The sequence below is a fragment of the Hymenobacter convexus genome (assembly GCF_030580955.1).
In the GTDB taxonomy this organism is placed as follows: domain Bacteria; phylum Bacteroidota; class Bacteroidia; order Cytophagales; family Hymenobacteraceae; genus Hymenobacter.
In genome coordinates this window covers 378,951-395,237 of record NZ_JAUQON010000005.1, presented here as the reverse complement: position 1 = coordinate 395,237, position 16,287 = coordinate 378,951, and the positions used below count along the sequence as shown (strand labels likewise).

At 59.5% G+C, this 16,287-nt stretch carries 15 protein-coding genes; 7 read left to right on the top strand and 8 right to left on the bottom strand.

Features of this window, described 5'->3' with window-relative positions:
* Nucleotides 1-80 precede the first annotated feature (80 nt).
* From kdpC to Q4S41_RS13380, 5 genes are all read right to left on the bottom strand, one after another.
* Nucleotides 81-641: a potassium-transporting ATPase subunit KdpC gene (gene kdpC / locus Q4S41_RS13395; RefSeq protein WP_305031630.1), complete on the bottom strand. Its 561-nt coding sequence runs from the start codon at nucleotides 639-641 to the stop codon at nucleotides 81-83.
* 140 nt (nucleotides 642-781) lie between these two features.
* Nucleotides 782-2,827 (bottom strand): potassium-transporting ATPase subunit KdpB, encoded by a 2,046-nt coding sequence (gene kdpB, locus Q4S41_RS13390; protein WP_305031629.1) that lies wholly within the window; start codon nucleotides 2,825-2,827, stop codon nucleotides 782-784.
* A 120-nt stretch (nucleotides 2,828-2,947) separates the two neighbouring features.
* Nucleotides 2,948-4,648 carry a potassium-transporting ATPase subunit KdpA gene (gene kdpA, locus Q4S41_RS13385; protein WP_305031628.1) on the bottom strand — a complete coding sequence of 567 codons (1,701 nt, stop codon included), beginning with the start codon at nucleotides 4,646-4,648 and terminating at the stop codon, nucleotides 2,948-2,950.
* A gap of 123 nt (nucleotides 4,649-4,771) precedes the next feature.
* Nucleotides 4,772-4,849, bottom strand: coding sequence for a K(+)-transporting ATPase subunit F (kdpF, locus tag Q4S41_RS24590; RefSeq protein WP_369811300.1), 78 nt, complete (start codon nucleotides 4,847-4,849; stop codon nucleotides 4,772-4,774).
* 307 nt (nucleotides 4,850-5,156) lie between these two features.
* Entirely contained in the window at nucleotides 5,157-5,324 is a 168-nt protein-coding gene (locus Q4S41_RS13380; protein ID WP_305031627.1) for a hypothetical protein, read from the bottom strand.
* A 140-nt stretch (nucleotides 5,325-5,464) separates the two neighbouring features.
* Between Q4S41_RS13380 and Q4S41_RS13375 the strand changes: the two genes are divergently transcribed.
* On the top strand, nucleotides 5,465-5,776 hold the full coding sequence (locus Q4S41_RS13375; RefSeq protein ID WP_305031626.1) for a hypothetical protein: 312 nt from the start codon (nucleotides 5,465-5,467) through the stop codon (nucleotides 5,774-5,776).
* A 19-nt stretch (nucleotides 5,777-5,795) separates the two neighbouring features.
* On the opposite strand, the gene Q4S41_RS13370 is transcribed toward Q4S41_RS13375, so the two are convergent.
* A complete protein-coding gene (locus tag Q4S41_RS13370; protein ID WP_305031625.1) occupies nucleotides 5,796-7,157 on the bottom strand; it encodes a sigma-54-dependent transcriptional regulator in 1,362 nt (453 codons plus the stop codon).
* A gap of 355 nt (nucleotides 7,158-7,512) precedes the next feature.
* Here Q4S41_RS13370 and Q4S41_RS13365 point away from each other — a divergent pair, with 355 nt between their 5' ends.
* Together Q4S41_RS13365 and Q4S41_RS13360 are read left to right on the top strand one after the other, a co-directional pair.
* A complete protein-coding gene (locus tag Q4S41_RS13365) occupies nucleotides 7,513-7,722 on the top strand; it encodes a hypervirulence associated TUDOR domain-containing protein (protein WP_305031624.1) in 210 nt (69 codons plus the stop codon).
* A gap of 174 nt (nucleotides 7,723-7,896) precedes the next feature.
* Nucleotides 7,897-9,183 (top strand): DUF418 domain-containing protein, encoded by a 1,287-nt coding sequence (locus Q4S41_RS13360; RefSeq protein ID WP_305031623.1) that lies wholly within the window; start codon nucleotides 7,897-7,899, stop codon nucleotides 9,181-9,183.
* A gap of 198 nt (nucleotides 9,184-9,381) precedes the next feature.
* Here the strand turns inward: Q4S41_RS13360 and Q4S41_RS13355 are convergent, their stop codons facing one another.
* Nucleotides 9,382-10,965: an amino acid permease gene (locus Q4S41_RS13355; RefSeq protein ID WP_305031622.1), complete on the bottom strand. Its 1,584-nt coding sequence runs from the start codon at nucleotides 10,963-10,965 to the stop codon at nucleotides 9,382-9,384.
* A 251-nt stretch (nucleotides 10,966-11,216) separates the two neighbouring features.
* Between Q4S41_RS13355 and Q4S41_RS13350 the strand changes: the two genes are divergently transcribed.
* Nucleotides 11,217-11,639 carry a hypothetical protein gene (locus Q4S41_RS13350; RefSeq protein ID WP_305031621.1) on the top strand — a complete coding sequence of 141 codons (423 nt, stop codon included), beginning with the start codon at nucleotides 11,217-11,219 and terminating at the stop codon, nucleotides 11,637-11,639.
* A 170-nt stretch (nucleotides 11,640-11,809) separates the two neighbouring features.
* On the top strand, nucleotides 11,810-12,253 hold the full coding sequence (locus tag Q4S41_RS13345) for a hypothetical protein (protein ID WP_305031620.1): 444 nt from the start codon (nucleotides 11,810-11,812) through the stop codon (nucleotides 12,251-12,253).
* Between the two features lie 74 nt (nucleotides 12,254-12,327).
* Here the strand turns inward: Q4S41_RS13345 and Q4S41_RS13340 are convergent, their stop codons facing one another.
* The gene (locus Q4S41_RS13340; protein ID WP_305031619.1) at nucleotides 12,328-13,263 is read right to left on the bottom strand and encodes a T9SS type A sorting domain-containing protein; all 936 of its coding nucleotides are present in this window, start codon (nucleotides 13,261-13,263) and stop codon (nucleotides 12,328-12,330) included.
* Nucleotides 13,264-13,973: 710 nt separating this feature from the next.
* Between Q4S41_RS13340 and Q4S41_RS13335 the strand changes: the two genes are divergently transcribed.
* On the top strand, nucleotides 13,974-15,350 hold the full coding sequence (locus Q4S41_RS13335; RefSeq protein WP_305031618.1) for an MBL fold metallo-hydrolase: 1,377 nt from the start codon (nucleotides 13,974-13,976) through the stop codon (nucleotides 15,348-15,350).
* A gap of 46 nt (nucleotides 15,351-15,396) precedes the next feature.
* Complete coding sequence (locus tag Q4S41_RS13330; protein ID WP_305031617.1) at nucleotides 15,397-16,269, top strand: metallophosphoesterase; 873 nt, start codon at nucleotides 15,397-15,399, stop codon at nucleotides 16,267-16,269.
* The last annotated feature ends 18 nt before the right edge of the window (nucleotides 16,270-16,287 follow it).

The window sequence follows — 16,287 nt, the reverse complement described above, 5'->3', positions numbered from 1 at the left end:
ATGGGGTGGGAAATAGTGCCTCCACCGGCTGCTGGGGCAGCACGGGGAGGACTTTTGAAATAGGAAATGCAGTAGAAAGCTTAGCGGGCGGCCAGCGCATCCAGCGCCAGGTTCAGTTTCAGCACATTCACCCGGTCGGGGCCGATGAGGTTGGTTTCAATCTGTTGCTGCACCAGCGCCTGCACGCGGGCCGCATCGAGCTTGCGGACGCGGGCCACGCGGGGCACCTGCACCAGGGCGCCGGCCGGCGAGAGGTGCGGGTCGAGCCCCGAGCCGCTGGCGGTAATGAGCTCAGCGGGCACGTCGGCCGCTTTCACGCCGGGGTTTTGCAGCAGAAAAGTGTCGAGGCGAGCTTTCACCACGGCCAGGTATTCGGGGTTGCTGGGTCCCTTATTGGAGCCAGAGCTGGCGTCGGCATGATAATCGGCCGCCGAAGGGCGCGAGTTGAAATACGCGGGCTTGTCGAACTTCTGGCCCACGTTGGCGAAGCCCACCACGCGGCCGTTGCGGCTGATTTGGACGCCTTCGCCCTGGCCGGGCGCCAGTTGGGCCACGGCCCACACCAGGGCGGGATATAACCCGCAGCACAGCACCATCAGGGCCAGGGTGAAACGCAGGACGGAAAAGAGTTGGGATTTCATGGGAACTTGGTTTTTGTCATCCTGAGCGCAGCGAAGGACCTTATCCCGACTGCACAAGCAGGGTGTAATTGATTTGGCTGATAAGGAAAGATGCGCAAGCGTGATAAGGTCCTTCGCTGCGTTCAGGATGACAGATATGATTACAGAAACGCCCCGACAATCAGGTCAATAATCTTAATGCCGATAAACGGCACCACCACCCCACCCAAGCCATAAATCAGCAGGTTCCGGCGGAGCAAAGCCGAGGCCCCAATCGGCGTATAAGCCACGCCCTTCAAGGCCAGCGGCACCAGCGCCGGGATGATTAGGGCGTTAAAAATCACGGCCGAGAGAATGGCCGACTGCGGCGACTTCAGGCCCATGATGTTGAGCGCGCCCAGGGCCGGAATGGCCACCATGAACAGCGCCGGCACGATGGCGAAGTACTTGGCCACGTCATTCGCAATCGAGAACGTGGTGAGCGTGCCGCGCGTCATGAGCAGCTGCTTGCCGATTTCGACCACTTCGATGAGCTTGGTGGGGTCGTTGTCAAGGTCGACCATGTTGCCGGCTTCCTTGGCGGCTTGGGTACCCGAGTTCATGGCCACGCCCACGTCGGCCTGGGCCAGGGCGGGGGCGTCGTTGGTGCCATCGCCCATCATGGCCACCAGCTTGCCCTGCTGCTGCTCGGTGCGGATGTACTGCATCTTGTCCTCTGGCTTGGCCTCAGCGATGAAGTCGTCCACACCGGCTTTTTCGGCGATGAAGCGGGCGGTGAGCGGGTTGTCGCCGGTCACCATCACGGTTTTGATGCCCATCTTCCGCAGCCGCTCAAATCGCTCCTGGATGCCGGGCTTGATGATGTCCTGCAATTCCACCACGCCCAGCACCCGGTCGTTTTCGCTCAGCACCAGCGGGGTGCCGCCGTTGCTGGCAATGGTCACCACCTGGTCGGCGGTGGCCTGCGGGAAATCGTTGCCGGCCGCGTTGCTCAGGGTCCGAATGGCATCAGAGGCGCCTTTGCGGATGCGGGTGCCGTCGCCCAGCGTCACGCCCGACGAGCGGGTCTCGGCGGTAAATTTGATAAGCTCGGCGCCATCGAGTCGGCGCTGCAGCGACGTGGGGTCCACCTTGTTGTCGCGGGCCAGCTCCACAATGCTTTTGCCTTCGGGAGTTTCATCGGTTAGCGAACTTAAGGTGGCGAATTCCACGAACTGCGTCATCGCCACGCCCGGCGCGGGCCAGAAATGCGTGGCTTTGCGGTTGCCAATGGTGATGGTACCAGTCTTATCGAGCAGCAAAACGTCGATGTCGCCGGCAGTCTCGACGGCCTTGCCGCTTTTGGTGATGACGTTGGCGCGCAGGGCGCGGTCCATGCCGGCGATGCCGATGGCCGAGAGCAGCCCGCCAATCGTGGTCGGAATCAGACACACAAACAGGGCGATAAACGAGGCCACCGCAATGGGCGTTTTCGAGTATTCGGCGAATGGCTGCAGGGTCACGCACACAATCACGAACACCAGCGTAAACCCGGCCAGCAGGATGGTGAGGGCAATTTCATTCGGTGTTTTCTGCCGCGAGGCGCCCTCCACCAGCGCAATCATCTTATCCAGAAACGACTCGCCGGGCGCCGTCGTCACCTGCACCACAATGCGGTCGCTCAGCACCTTCGTGCCGCCCGTGACGCTGGATTTATCGCCGCCCGCCTCCCGTATCACGGGGGCTGATTCGCCGGTAATGGCCGACTCATCAATGGTGGCGAGGCCCTCGATAATCTCGCCGTCGGTGGGGATAATTTCCCCGGCTTCGACTACGAAAATCTGGCCTTTTTGCAGCTGGGCCGAGCTCACGGCCATCATTTTGCCGTTGTCGAGGCGCACGTTGGCGGGCGTGTCCTGGCGGGTTTTGCGGAGCGAATCGGCCTGCGCTTTGCCGCGTGCTTCGGCAATGGCCTCAGCGAAATTGGCGAAGAGCAATGTCAAAAACAGCACGATGAACACCGTCAGGTTGTAGCCGAAGCTGCCCTGCGCCGCATCGGGCCGAAACAGCAGGCCGAGGGTGACGAAGAACATGACCACCGTGCCGATTTCCACGGTGAACATCACCGGGTTGCGGAACATGGTGCGCGGGTCGAGCTTCACGAAGGCCTGGCCGACGGCTTCGCGGACCAGCGCGGGTTGAAATAAAGAGGGGGATTGGGTTGCCATGGGAAATGTCATCCTGAGCGCAGCGAAGGACCTTATCACGCCCTCACTACTGGAGTTACTTGATGCGACGAAAGCAGCCGTGATAAGATGCTTCCTTCGTCAGCATGACAGATTTTAGTGCTAGTACAGCGTGAAATGCTCGGCCAGCGGCCCCAACGCCAGGGCCGGGAAAAAGGCCAGCGCGGCGATAATCCAAATCACGAAGAAGACCATCACGCCGAACGTGGCGGTATCAATGCGCAGGGTGCCGGCACTTTCGGGGATGAATTTCTTGCGAGCCAGCAGGCCGGCGATGGCCACCGGGCCGATGATGGGCAGGTAGCGGGCCAGTATCATCACGATGCCCGTCGAGATGTTCCACCACGGCGTGTTGTCGCCCAAGCCCTCGAAGCCGGAGCCGTTGTTGGCGGCCGAGGAAGTGAATTCGTAGAGCATTTCCGAGAAGCCGTGGTAGCCGGGGTTGGCCAGCCAGCCGGCGTATTCGGTGGGGTTGCCAGCGTAGATATGCGCCGACATCGCGGTGCCGGCCAGGATGAGCAGCGGGTGCAGCAGGGCCACGATGATGGCAATTTTCATCTCTCGCGCCTCAATCTTCTTGCCCAGCAGTTCCGGGGTGCGGCCCACCATCAGGCCCGAGATGAACACGGCGATGATGACAAAGACGAAGAAGTTGAGAAAGCCCACGCCCACGCCGCCGTAAAAGGCGTTGGTCATCATGCCCAGCAGCTCGGCCATGCCCGAAACGGGCATGTGGGAGTCGTGCATAGAGTTCACCGAGCCGCAGCTGATGACGGTGTTGGTGATGCCCCAGTAGGCCGAGGCCGCTGCGCCGATGCGCACTTCCTTGCCTTCCATGGCGCCCAGGCGCTGGTCGGCTCCCATGTGGGCGATGGCGGGGTTGCCGTGCATCTCATAGTACACGGTGGGTGCCAGCAGCATCAGGAAGCCCACCGTCATCACGCCCATCACCATGTAGGACAGCTTCGGCCGCTTGAGATAGTAGCCGAAAGCAAACACCATGGCCAGCGGAATGAGCACCAGGGCGAAGTTCTCGACGGCATTGGTGAGATAGGTGGGGTTTTCGAGCGGGTGGGCCGAGTTGGCTCCGAAGAAGCCGCCCCCGTTGGTGCCCAGCTCCTTGATGGCAATCATGGCGGCGGCCGGGCCGCGGCTCACGTTCACGGAATCGCCCTGCACGGTCATGATGGGGGCTTTGCCGGCCCAGTTCATGGGCGTGCCCTGGAACACCAGCACCAGCGCCACCGCCGTGGCAATGGGCAGCAGCACGCGGGTAATGCTCTTTACAAAGTAGTTGTAGAAGTTGCCCAGCTTCTCGGTGGTGCCCTCTTTCAGGGCGTTGAAGACGACCACAGCGGCGGCCATGCCGGTGGCGGCCGTCACGAATTGCAGGAAGGTGATGGCGAGCAGCTGCGAGAAGTACGTCGCGCCCGACTCGCCCGAATAGTGCTGCAGGTTGCAGTTCACCAGGAAGGCAATGGCCGTGTTAAACGCCTGGTCGGGCGTCATCGAGGGGTTGCTGTCGGGATTAAGTGGCAGGCTGCCTTGAAAGCAAAACACCAGCATGGCCCAGATAAACCAGGCCAGGTTGATGGTGAGCAGCGCCACCAGGTGCTGCTGCCAGGCCATGCCCCGATTGGCATCGATGCCACCGACGCGAAACAGCAGCCGCTCCAGCGGCGCCAGAAAATCGGTCCAGCTTTTGTCGCCGCGGTAAATCGTGGCCAGGTAGCGGCCCAGCGGCAGCGCCAGCAGCATGGTGCTGCCGAAGACGACGAGGATGCCGAGGAGGTCTTTGTTCATGGGTTTTAGGGGTTGCAGTAGCGCGTCATGCAGAGCGCAGCGAAGCATCTCGCTTGGGGAAGTAATTCAATCTGATTAGGTGAAGCATGCGAGATGCTTCGCTGCGCTCTACATGACGCTTTATTAAAATTTCTCGGGTCTGAGCAGCACGTAGCAGAGATAGCCGAACGTGGCAATGGCGAGCAGCAGCAGGGCGAACATCATGGCAGCTGGGGATTAAATGTTATCGAAAAAGTCAACCGACTTATAGAAAAGCCAGAAGCAGCCGAGGCCGGCAACGTAGAGCACCGGAATGAAAATGAGCGAGTTCATAAGAGGCGTGAAATGATGTCCAATACCCGCTGGCAAGGACTGGCCCCAACCTGGGCCAAGCGCCAGATTTTTGCTGTAAAAGCTTGACAAACAGAGGATATAAATTTTTATTCACCTCCTGAATGCCACTGGGTGAGGGCTTGTGCCGTAGCGTTTTGCTACGGGTGTCCGTGCGAAACGCTACCCTCGCTCCGGCTTAGGGCAGCGGGGCGTAGTGTAGGCGGGTGTAGGCCTGATACAGGCCCACGGGCATGAGCGGGCGGGCGAGCTGGTTGCCGTAGGTGCTGCCGTCGAGGCGCCGCCAACCGGTTAGTGCTGCACCGAGCGGTTGGCCAGTGGAACCGATGGGTTGAGGGCCTGGCATTTTGCTAGGGCAGGACTTGCAATGTGGAAGGGGGAAAACTAGCTAAAACCTGTTTAGATGCCTGAAAACAGGCTTTGGAAGGCCTGGCACCGCGTTGGCTCGGCTGTGGCTTGCTCACCGCCCCAATAGCCTCCCGTTTTATGCCCGACCTGCTCACCGAAATCACGAACGCCGCCAAAGCTTACTATGCGCAAGCCGGCTCCTTCACCCTGACCGCTACCGATTTCTATGATTGGATGGCAGAGCTGCCCGTGACCCGACAAGCAGAGGTATCAGCCCGCGGCTTCGGGGCCAGCCACGCCGAGCCCGATTTTCTGCGTCGCTGCCTGGAATGGCGCGGCTATAGTATGCGCGAATTCATGGCCGGGCGGCTGTCCGCCGATGCCTTTGCGCTGTGGATGAGCAACGGTCAGTTTAACGGCGACTTGCCCCCGCACGCGGTATGCCGTTAGGACAATACCGTTTGGAATATTACAGCCCGTATTCCTGAATTTTGCGGTAGAGCGTGGTGTGGGCCACGCCCAGCACCCGGGCGGCTTCGGCTTTATTACCACCTGTTTCGTGCAAAATGCGCTGCACGTGCTGTTTTTCCACGTTGCGCAGCGTCCGCCAATCGTCGGATGCCTCAGCCGGAGATTCGGGCATCACGGCCAGCTGCACTTCGATGGGCAGGCCCGCCACGGTGAGTGGTTCATCGGCCGGGGTGAGGATGGAGGCGCGCTCCAGCACGTTCTTGAGCTCGCGGACATTGCCCGGCCAGGAATAGGCTTCCAGGGCCTTCAAGGCTTCGGGCGTAAGCTCCAGCGGCTGCCGGCGCAGCTTGGCGGCAAAGTGCTGGGCAAAAAACCGGGCCAGGGCGGGCACATCCGTGCGCCGCTCGTGCAGCGACGGCACGGCAATGACCACCACGGAGAGGCGGTAGTACAAATCGGCCCGGAAATGGCCGGCGTCCACTTGCTGGCGCAGGGCCCGGTTGGTGGCGGCCACCACGCGCACGTTTACACGCGTCGGTTTGGAATCGCCCAGCTTGGTGAATTCCTGCGTTTCGAGCGCGCGCAGCAGCTTGGCTTGCGCCACCGTTTCCAGCTCTCCGATTTCATCCAGAAACAGCGTGCCCCCATTGGCTTCTTCAAACAAGCCTCTCTTGTCCCTGTCGGCCCCGGTGAAGGCGCCCTTGCGGTAGCCAAACAGTTCCGATTCCAGTAGCTCCTTCGGGAAGGCGCTGCAGTTCAGGGCCACAAACGGCTTGCTGCTGCGCGGGCTGGCGTGGTGAATGGCCTGGGCGAAAAGCTCCTTGCCCGCGCCGGTGGGGCCTTCCAGCAGCACGGTGGCCTCGGTCAGCGCCACTTGCCGCGCGGTCTGTTTGGCCTGCTCCAGCGTCGGCGACTGGCCAATCATAGAATCGAAGCTGTACTGCGCGCCCACGCGTTTTTCCAGGCTGGCGACGCGGCGTTGCAGGCGGGCTTTTTCGGCCGCCCGGTCCACCACCACCACAATCTGCTCGTCGGCATCGCCCTTGGTCAAATAGTCGAACGCGCCGAGCTTCATGGCCCGCACGCCATCGGCAATGGTGCCGTAGGCCGTCATCAGCACCACTTCGGCCAGCGGCGCGAGGGCTTTGTAGCGGGGCAGCAGGTCGAGGCCCCGGCCGTCGGGCAGCTTCACGTCGGAGAGCACCACCAGCACCTCTTCGGCGTGGTCGCGCAGCGTTTCCAAAGCGCGGTGAGCGTCGGGGGCTTGCAGCACGGTGTAGCCTTCCAGCTCCAGGGTGCGGGCCACGGCCTGGCGCAGCACGGTTTCATCGTCGATGAGCAGTAGGGTACCGTGGGGCATCAAAGAGAGTCAGCTAGAAAGCCATGGACGAGTCTCAAAAAACCAATAAAAGACTCGAGGGGCGCAAATAACGCCACGGAATGCTACATCAGGGCAACTGAACCGCTTTCATTGGGCTGCGCAGCAAAATGGACCGTGCGTAATAGAAGATTCAGGAGCAGTTCAGCCATAGGCAAATTCCTACGCACGATTCCAGCCCAGCGCACGAACTTTTGCGAATGTCCCCAACTCATATTTGCTCAATAGCGCTTGATATTTATACCCTGGCTGACAACGGTTCAGGCAAAATGCAAGTAATAATTACCTGACGCGGGTTCCGCCCACCGTTCTTATCCATCCTTCCTCCCTCCTTACCATGCGCAAAGGCACCAAAGTCACCTGGAAATACGGCACCGGCACGGCCACCGGCAAAATTGAGTCCGTCCACAAAGAACCCATTGCCCGCACCATCAAGGGCGCCGAAATCCATCGCAACGGCTCGGCCGACGACCCGGCCCTCGTCATCGTGCAGGAAAACGGCGACCGGGTGCTCAAGCTAAAAAGTGAGGTAAAATCGGCTACCTAAACACTTCACAGGGTCCCATCACGGCTGGAGCACGCTCATTCAGCAGCGGTTGTGTGCGAGCACCTACCTGACCAGAGTGTTTAACAAAGAAAAAACAAGTCGTTAAAAGTCAAAACAATCTGTATTATTTACTAATATTACAGATTGTTAATCGCCTTGCTTTTTTCTTTTTGAATGAATAACACCGTTACTCCATCAGCCGCCGCGCCACTGGAAGAGTCAGACCGTTCCGACCTTTTGGACGCCCTGCGCGGGTTCGCCCTTTTCGGCGTGTGCCTGGCCAATTTGTTCACCTCTTTTTCCCTCTGGGGCGAAACCGGTGCGTCGGCGCCGGCCAGCCTGGCCACCGCGGCCACCGACCCTACCGCCGCTTTCCTCATTCGAGCCTTGGTTGACGGCAAGTTTTACTCCCTGTTTTCCTTACTGTTTGGCATCGGCTTCGCAGTGCAGCTCCAACGCGCACAGGCCCGCGGCGATACCAAGCTGCGCACCTACCGGCGGCGCCTGTGGGTGCTGCTGGCAATTGGGCTGGTGCACCTGCTGCTGGTCTGGAACGGCGACATTCTGGCCTTTTACGCCCTGGTCGGCCTGCTGCTGGTGCGGCTACGCAATATTTCCGACCGGGCCCTGCTGCGCTGGGTCGTGGTGTTGCTGCTACTGCCGGTGCCACTCTGGGCTGTTTTCTGGCTGGGCGGTGGCTGGAAGGCCCCCGTGCCGCTCACGCCCGGCTTGCCGTTTTACGCTGTTGGCGGTGCCCTCGCCACTTCAATGAAGATGACCACCTTTTACCAGGCCGTAGCCACCAAAAACTGGGGCACATACCTGCGCGTTCTGCAGGGGCTGGTTTTCTTCCGGTTTGGCGGCTTGCTCTTTCAATGGCGGATTTGCAAGGTACTGGCCATGTTCCTGTTAGGACTTTGGGTGGGTCGGCACCAGATTTTCCGCAGTCCGGCGGCTCACCTGCCGCTGCTGCGGCGCGTGGCCGTGTGGGGCCTCGCCCTGGGCCTCCCCGCCAACCTGCTCAGCGCCTACCTCAATGCCGGCAGTGCCTACGACAATGGCGAGGCCCTGGGGCTGGCCCACGCCGCGCTCTATGCGCTGGGGGTGGGCCCCCTGGCCCTGGCGTTTGCGGCGCTTTTTGCGCTGGCCTGGCTGGGACCGGCCCGGGGCGTGCTGCGCCATTTGGCCCCAATGGGCCGCATGGCCCTCACCTGCTACCTTACCCAGAGCCTGATAGGCGTTTTTCTTTTCTACGGCATCGGGCTGGGCTGGATGGGCCACGTGGGCCCCACCCTGCTTTGGCCGCTGGCCATCGCCATCATTGCCGCGCAGCTCATGGTTTGCCGCTGGTGGCTGGCGCGCTTTCGCTTCGGGCCCGTGGAATGGCTGTGGCGCAGCCTCACCTACCGGCAGTGGCAGCCGTTGCGCCGGGCGGCTCCCGTGGCAGTCGCAGTTGGCTAGTTTTGCTGGTTGAAACGCGGAATGACGGGTACGAAGCAGCACCGGGCCGGGGTGCCATGGTTCATCCCATCAACTAAGTGCTTCCCTTCGCGTCTCCAACTTGTGCCATTCGTCTTCTTTTTCAGTATGGAAATAAAAAGGCATAAAAAAATCCCCGCCAGGTGACTAGCGGGGATTTTTTGTTTTAAGCAGACTCCATTACCGGTTATTCGGGTCGGGCTTGATGAAGGCTTCTTCCTCCATTTCGGTGGGCACCACCACCACACCCTTCTGGAGCATGGAGTTTTTCTTGCCGTAGAGGAAGTACACCACGAAGCCGAGCAGCATCCAGCCCAGGGCCAGTTTCAGCGTGTTCGAGTCGAGGGCCAGAATCATGAGCGTGCAGATGGCCGCGCCCAAAATGGGCACCAGCGGGAAACTGGCCGACGAAAGCGGCGAGCGGAACGGCCGGGGCTGGTCGGGGTCCGATTTGCGCATGAGCCACACGCCGATGCTCACCAGCACGAAGGCCAGCAGCGTACCAAACGAGGTCAAGTCGCCGGCCACCGAGCCGGGCACGAAGGCCGCAAACGCGCCCACGAACACCAGCAGGGCCAGGTTCGACTTATAGGGCGTGTTGAACTTCGGGTGCAAGTCGGAGAAGGCTTTGGGCATCAGGCCATCCTTGGCCATCGAGAAGAACACACGGCTCTGGCCCATGAGCATCACCAGGATAACCGACGAGAAGCCGAGCAGAATGGCCACCGTCACGGCCGTGCCGAGCCACTCGTAGCCGGGCATGTGCGCCTTGATGGCGTAGGTCACCGAAGCTTCGCCGCCCAGGGCCGGGTCGGCGAATTCGCGCCAGTTGGCCACGCCCGTCAGCACGTGGCCGAACAGGATGTAGAGCACCGTGCACACGGCCAGCGAGCCGAGAATGCCAATGGGCATGTCGCGCTTGGGGTTTTTGGCCTCCTGGGCGGCCGTGCTCACGGCATCGAACCCGATGAAAGCGAAGAACACAATGGCCGCGCCGCCGAGGACGCCGCCCCAGCCGTGCTTGTTCCAGGCGGTGTACTCGCGCACCACCACGCCGGCGGCGTTTTTCACGGGCGCGGCGTTGTCCGGAATCAGGTAGGGCGTGTGGTTGGCGGGGTTGATGAACTGCCAACCCACGGCAATGAACACCAGCACGATGGCTACCTTCAGCACCACCACAATGGCGTTGAACATGGCCGATTCCTGTGTGCCCTTGATGAGCAGCAGCGACAGCATCACGATAACGAACAGGGCCGGCAGGTTGATGAGGCCGTGTTCCATCACGCCATTGACCACGGCGCTTTCGAAGGGCGAGTGGCTGAGATTATACGGTAAACTGGTCCCGAATACCTGCAAGAGCTTGTTGAGGTATTCGCTCCAGGCAATGCTCACGGTGGCCGCGCCCAGCGCGTATTCCATAATCAGGGCCCAGCCAATCACCCAGGCCACAAACTCGCCCATGGTGGTGTAGGCATAGGTATAGGCCGAGCCGGCAATGGGAATCATGGCCGCGAACTCGGCGTAGCACAGGCCGGCGAACACGCAGCCGATGGCGGCCACAATGAAGGCCAGCGTCACGCCCGGCCCGGAGGCTTGGGCGGCGGCGGCGGCGGTGCGCACAAACAGGCCCGCCCCGATGATGGCGCCCACGCCCAGGGCCACGAGGTTGCCGGCGCCCAGCGTGCGCTGCAAGGTGCCGTGCCCGGTGGAGTTGGCCTCGCCCAGGAGCACGGCCAACGGTTTTTTGGCGAAAATACTTGCCATGTGTTAGGTGTAAAGGAGGAAGAAGTGTGAAATAAAAAAAGGTTGAAACAAGATGTTCCGACACCAATTGCCCAGGATTTCAACCACGGCACCAGCGGCGGGCCCGAAATATAGGCAGCAAACGTCCTTCTAGTTGGCCGGGAGGCTTCGCTCCGCAAACGTGGCCGGGGTTTCGCGGCGGCTCGTCGGCGCTTAAACCCGCCCAAGCGGCCGCCGTCCAAGCCCGTGTTTTACTACTTCCCTGCCCCTCCATGAAAAAGATACTCGTTTTGCTCGCCACGCTGCTCACCGTTGGCCACGCCGCCTCGGCACAGGCGCCAGCCAGCGCGGGTGCCACGCCGGCCCCGCAAAAATCGCCCGACCAACAAGCCGACCGCCGGGCCCAGTACCTCGCCAAGGAGCTCGGCCTCAGCGCCGACCAGCAGGCCCGGCTCACGCCCATTCTGCTGGCCCAGCGCCAGGACATGCTGGCCCTGCGCGACAAAGTGCAGGCCACCGGCCGCCAGCGCGGCATGGGCCAGGAGATGAAAGCCACCCAGGCCAAGTACATTGACCAAATCCGGGCCGTGCTCACGCCCGAACAGTTTGCCAAGTTTGAGCAGTTGAAAGATGAGCAGTGCGACAAGCTGCGCGAGCGCCGTGCCAACGGCCAGGGCCTGGGGGCAAGGCAATAATCGGTGGCCTTCATCTGCGAAAAAAGGCCGTTTATCGATGAATAAGGGACGGCTCAGCCGGTGCCTCACACTTGGCATACTGCTTGCAAATACCCTGGCAAGCAAACGCAGCAAGCCGCTTGTTGCTCTTTCCCTCTAAAACCACCCTTCATTCCTTCTTCTTAATCCTCATGAAAAAGACCCTGATGTTGCTCGCGGCCCTGGCCTTCACCACCGCCGGCACTAGTTTCGCCCAAACCGCCCCGACGGCTACTACCAAAGTAAAAATGCACGGTGGCAAAGGTGCCCACGGCCCGAAAGACCCCGCCAAGATGGCCGACCACAAAGCCGGCAAAATGGCCAAAGAACTGGGCCTCAGCGCCGACCAGGAAGCCAAAGTAGAACAGCTTTTCCTGGCCCGCCAGCAGGAAACCCAGGCCCTGAAAGCCAAGTACGGCGCCGACCGCAAAGCCGGCCGCACCGAGATGAAAGCCTCGCACGACAAATACGAAGCCCAGCTCAAATCCATCCTCACGCCCGAGCAATACGCCAAGTTCGACCAGATGAAGGACGAGCACCGCGGCCACGGCGGCAAAGGCCAGGCCGGCAAAATGAAAGTAAAAGCCAAAGCCTAATTGACCACTTGCAACCATAAAAAAGCCCCCACCTAGCAGTGGGGGCTTTTTGCGTTCATTTGTTTTCGTTGTGCCTAATGCATCACCGAGATTCGTTGCGTCGTAGCCACCCCACTGGGCTTCTTGATGGTAATGAAGTATAGCCCGGTAGGGGCAGCCGAGAAATCCAGCTCACCCGACATGCCGGTGAATGCCTGCACCCGGCCCGTCGCGTCATAAACCCTAACGGTGCTTCCTTCGCTATCGGGCAAATGAACGCGCCCGGTGGTCGGATTAGGATAGGCCAGCGCACCACTGGCCTTGGCGCTCTGGGTTGCCAATGGCGAGCCGGCATAGCGCAACACTACATCTGTTCCGGGAAACCCCGATGGAGGACTGTATGGAGCATTGTTCAGAAAGTTAACGGCCGACCAAAGTTGGTCGTCGGCGCCCAATGCTAAATCGACATAAGGCAAAGTATCAACGACTCGGGTTTGCCAGGTCAGGCCGTCGTCGGATGAAGTAGATATTGTACCAATCCCCGTCCAGAATAAGGCGCTGACATAGGTACCCGATGTGCCAGGTTTCGTCGTCATGCTATTTACCCCGTAGGGTAACGCGTTCACGACGGGCGTCCAGGTAAGGCCGCCGTCGGTGGTGCGGGCCAGGTGTTGGTAAGCATCGAAAGCCAACCCATTGAGAGCATCCCGAAATGCAATCCCGTGCAAGGTGGTACCCACTCCCGTACTGGTATAGGCCCAGGTCAGGCCACCGTCCAGCGTTTGCAGCACGCTGCCATTGGAAAGGGCGAACCACAGGTGTGAACCTTTGGCTGTTTTGGCTACAATGGTGCCCCCACCCGGGGGGACTGGCAGGGTAGCTGGCAGCATCGTCCAGGTAACGCCCGCATCGCTGCTACGGTAAATTTGCCAGGTGGTGCCATTGCTGCCCAAGGCCGGCGCAACGCCCGTCGTGGCATCAAAAAAATGTATTTTCTCAAAAAATGCGGGCAATGGTGAGGCGATAGTCACGAAACCAGGGGTAGCCGGGTTATTGCTGATACCGCTTGTAGTTCGTCTTAACGAGGCAGTTATAGGTGTAGGCCCACCATTCGTCCAACGATGGGTGAGTGACCACGCCGTATTGCCGTCAAGGGCGGACAAGTCCCATGGTACGTCGCCATCATACGTTCCACCAAAAGAATAATCTCGCTCACGTTGCCAGGTTAGTCCATTGTCAGAGGTCTTGAAAAACCCACCATACCTGATACGAAAGTCAAGGGTAGTATAGGTACCCCACAGAACGCCCGGCCCTGAGGCGACAATTTTAGTGACTTCAAATCTATCACCCGCATACTTGGGCGCATTGGGCATGGTTACCCAACTTTGGGCATGAGCTCGTTCGGGCAGGGCCAGGCACACGGACAACGCCGCCATTGCCAGCCCTTTGCGCATAGTAGAGTTAGGTAGCATCGGAATATAGAAAAAGTGGAGGACAGATAAATGTAGTTCGTTTTCCCCGATTCAATACAATAACACTCAATAACTAGCTTGCACCCGCACAGCTTTTTATTATTTAATTATTTTACAGAATAGTGGTAATCGCGCAAAATCATGCCGGCTCTGATTTCGGATGTTTGAAGCGCCACAGTTCACCGAACATTGACAAGCTAAATCTGTCTATGCTTTCCGCTGCTTGCTTATATTTGGCCAAACCACCCGGTTAAAAACCACCCCTCGCTATGCCTCCCCTCCCCAGTAGCACGGCCTCGGCCGTGCAAATACAGCAGTTTTACGACAAGGGCCTGGCCCATGCCAGCTACGCCGTACGCTGCGGCCGTCAGGTCGCCATCATCGACCCGGGCCGCGACCCCCAGCCCTACTACGACTTTGCCGACGAGCACGAGGCGCGCATCATCGCCGTGATTGAAACGCACCCGCACGCCGACTTTGTGTCGTCGCACCTGGAAATTGCCCAGGAAACCGAAGCCACCATTTACTGCAGCCAGCTGGTGGGCGCCAAGTACCCCCACAAAACCTTCGACGACGGCGACCGCCTCAAGCTGGGCAACTACGAGTTGCACGCCATCAACACCCCCGGCCACTCGCCCGACAGCATCAGCATCCTGCTGATGGACGACATGGCCCAGAGCCGGGCTGTGTTCACGGGCGACACGCTGTTTGTGGGCGACGTGGGCCGGCCCGACCTGCGCGAAGACGAGGCCGTGGGCGGCCACAAGCGCGAAGAGCTGGCCGCCCAGATGTACCGCAGCACCCGCAACAAGCTCATGACCCTGCCCGGCAGCACCAAGGTGTACCCCGCGCACGGCCCCGGCAGCCTTTGCGGCAAAACCACCAGCACCGACCTCGACTCCACCATTGCCAAGGAGCTGAAAACCAACTACGCCCTGCAACCCATGTCGCAGGATGAGTTTATCAAAGTTCTGCTCGAAGACCAGCCCTTTGTGCCCAAGTATTTCGGGCACGATGTCAAAATCAACAAGCTGGGCGCCCCCAGTTTCGAAGACAGCATCCGGGCGGTGCCGCACCCCGGCAGCGCCGCCCTGGAGCCCGGCGTGCTGGTTATCGACGCCCGCCCGGCCGCTAAATTCCGCGCCGGCCACCTGCCCGGCGCCATCAACCTGCAGGACGGCGGCAAATTCGAAACCTGGCTGGGCTCAGTGGTGGGCCCCAATGAGAAGTTCTACCTGCTGGCCGACTCGCAGATTGCGCTGGACACGGTGGTGCGTAAAACCGCCAAAATTGGCTACGAAGGCAACATTAAAGGTGCCCTGCTGGCTCCCACGCTCCTGCCCGAAACCGCCCCGGCCGTGGATGTTGAAGCCGTGCGTCAGCACCCGGAAGCTTTCACCATCGTCGACATCCGCAACCACGCCGAAGCCAAAACGCCGGTTTTTGACAATGCCCTGGTCATTCCGCTCCCCGAGCTGCGCGAACGAGCCCACGAAATCCCAACCGACAAGCCCGTCCTGATTCATTGTGCCGGTGGTTACCGCTCGGCGGCCGGGGCCAGCATTGTGCAGGCGGCGCTGCCCGGCGCGCAGGTGCTCGATTTAGGCGAGGCCATTACGGAGTTTCAGAAAGCGGCGGTGCATTAGCTGTCATTAACTAGTAGCGAGCAGTGCCGTCAGATAAATCCTGCATTTGTTTGACGGCATTGCTTGTTTAAAACAGCATCTTCTATTTCATTCTGTGGGAAAGTCCCGGCGCAGTTTTATCAAATATGGCTTAGCCCTCACAGCTGGAACAGTTGCAACGGACGCATTTTGGATTGAGAAGCATTTCTTTGAAATCAATGAGTTTCACCTCCGGGCTGCAACTGCGCAAGCCCCTAGTATCAAGCTTGTTCAGCTCTCGGATTTACATCTTCAGACTATCGATTCTCAAATATTTCGCCTGTCTCAAAAGATTAATGAGCTAAATCCTGACCTGCTTGCTATAACCGGCGATGCGCTGGATAAAACGGACAATATCTTGTTGCTTGACGATTTCTTAAGGCTAATTAATCCGTCTATTCAGAAGGTAGCTATTCTGGGAAACTGGGAGTACTGGGGTAAAATTGATTTAATTCAGCTGAACAATATTTACAAGCAATACAACTGCGAATTATTAATTAACCAGACTAAGCAGTATTCCTTTGCCGGCAAAACAATAGCCATTACAGGAATAGATGATTTCGTTGGCGGCAATTCCAATTTTGGCTTAGCAACAGAAAAAATTCAACCGAGCGACTACCACGTGGTGCTGAACCATTGCCCCGAATACAGCGCCCACATTGCCGCTGCAGCCAATGAGGCCCTTCCGATTGACTGTATTTTGTCGGGCCACACGCACGGCGGACAAATAACGCTGCTGGGCTATGCCCCTTTTCTCCCCCCGGGAAGTGGGAAATTTTTAAAAGGTTGGTATGAGTTTGACAACTGCCGGCTTTATGTGTCAAAAGGAATGGGTACCAGTATGATACCGGCCCGATTTGGAGCCCGGGCTGAAATAGCTGTTTTCCATTTCCCTGTTTAGCAGTTTCTTTCCCCAGCT